The following is a 719-nucleotide window of genomic DNA, read 5'->3' on the forward strand; positions in this document are numbered from 1 at the left end:
GAGCTGCAGTCGCGGGTGGAGATCGCCCAGCGCGTGGTGGCCTACAACAGCGCCGGTGAAGAGGATCTGCGTGCCGATCGCATCGGCGAAGACGGCGATGGCGCCATCCCCAATTTCCGCGAGGCGCTGGCGCTGGACGCGGACAATCCTCGTGCCCGGCAGGGGCTGGCCGCCGCAGAGAGCGCCCTGATCCGGCGTGCGGAAACGGCCGCGCGGGCCACTGACTTTGCGACCGCGGGGACGTGGCTGGCCGAAGCGGCCAAGGTGCGTGACTCTTCGATCACCATCGCCGATGCCTTCGAGCGCATCGAGAACATCCGCTCTGACACCCTGGCGCGGCTGCGCAACGAGGGCCTGCGTGATCTGGCCACGCCGCAGGGTCTCAAGCCGGCGCGGCAGAAACTGGAAGATGCCCTGCGCATCGCATTGCCCGGTGATCCCGTCGTGGGCCAGCTGCGCGAGCGCATCGAACTGGTCACCCCTTACGGCAGCTTCCGGCCGCGGCAGGTGTTCAGCGATGCCCTGCGCGATGGTGGCCGCGGGCCCCAGATGATCGTGGTGCCGCATGGCGGATTCCAGATGGGCGCCGCCGAGAACGAACTGGGCGCGACGGATGCCGAGAAACCCTCGCATTACGTGCGGTTCGAGCGCGGCTTTGCGATGTCTATCACCGAAGTGACGGTCGCCGATTTCCGCCGCTACGTGCAGGCCACCAAGGC

General features: G+C 68.2%; 1 protein-coding gene. It reads left to right on the forward strand.

Annotation, left to right across the window (positions count from 1 at the left end):
* On the forward strand, positions 1 to 719 hold a 719-nt coding region (locus AAE045_RS23510), incomplete at both ends, for a formylglycine-generating enzyme family protein (protein ID WP_455549727.1).

The organism is Dryocola clanedunensis, from assembly GCF_038405435.1.
In the GTDB taxonomy this organism is placed as follows: Bacteria; Pseudomonadota; Gammaproteobacteria; order Enterobacterales; family Enterobacteriaceae; genus Dryocola; species Dryocola clanedunensis_A.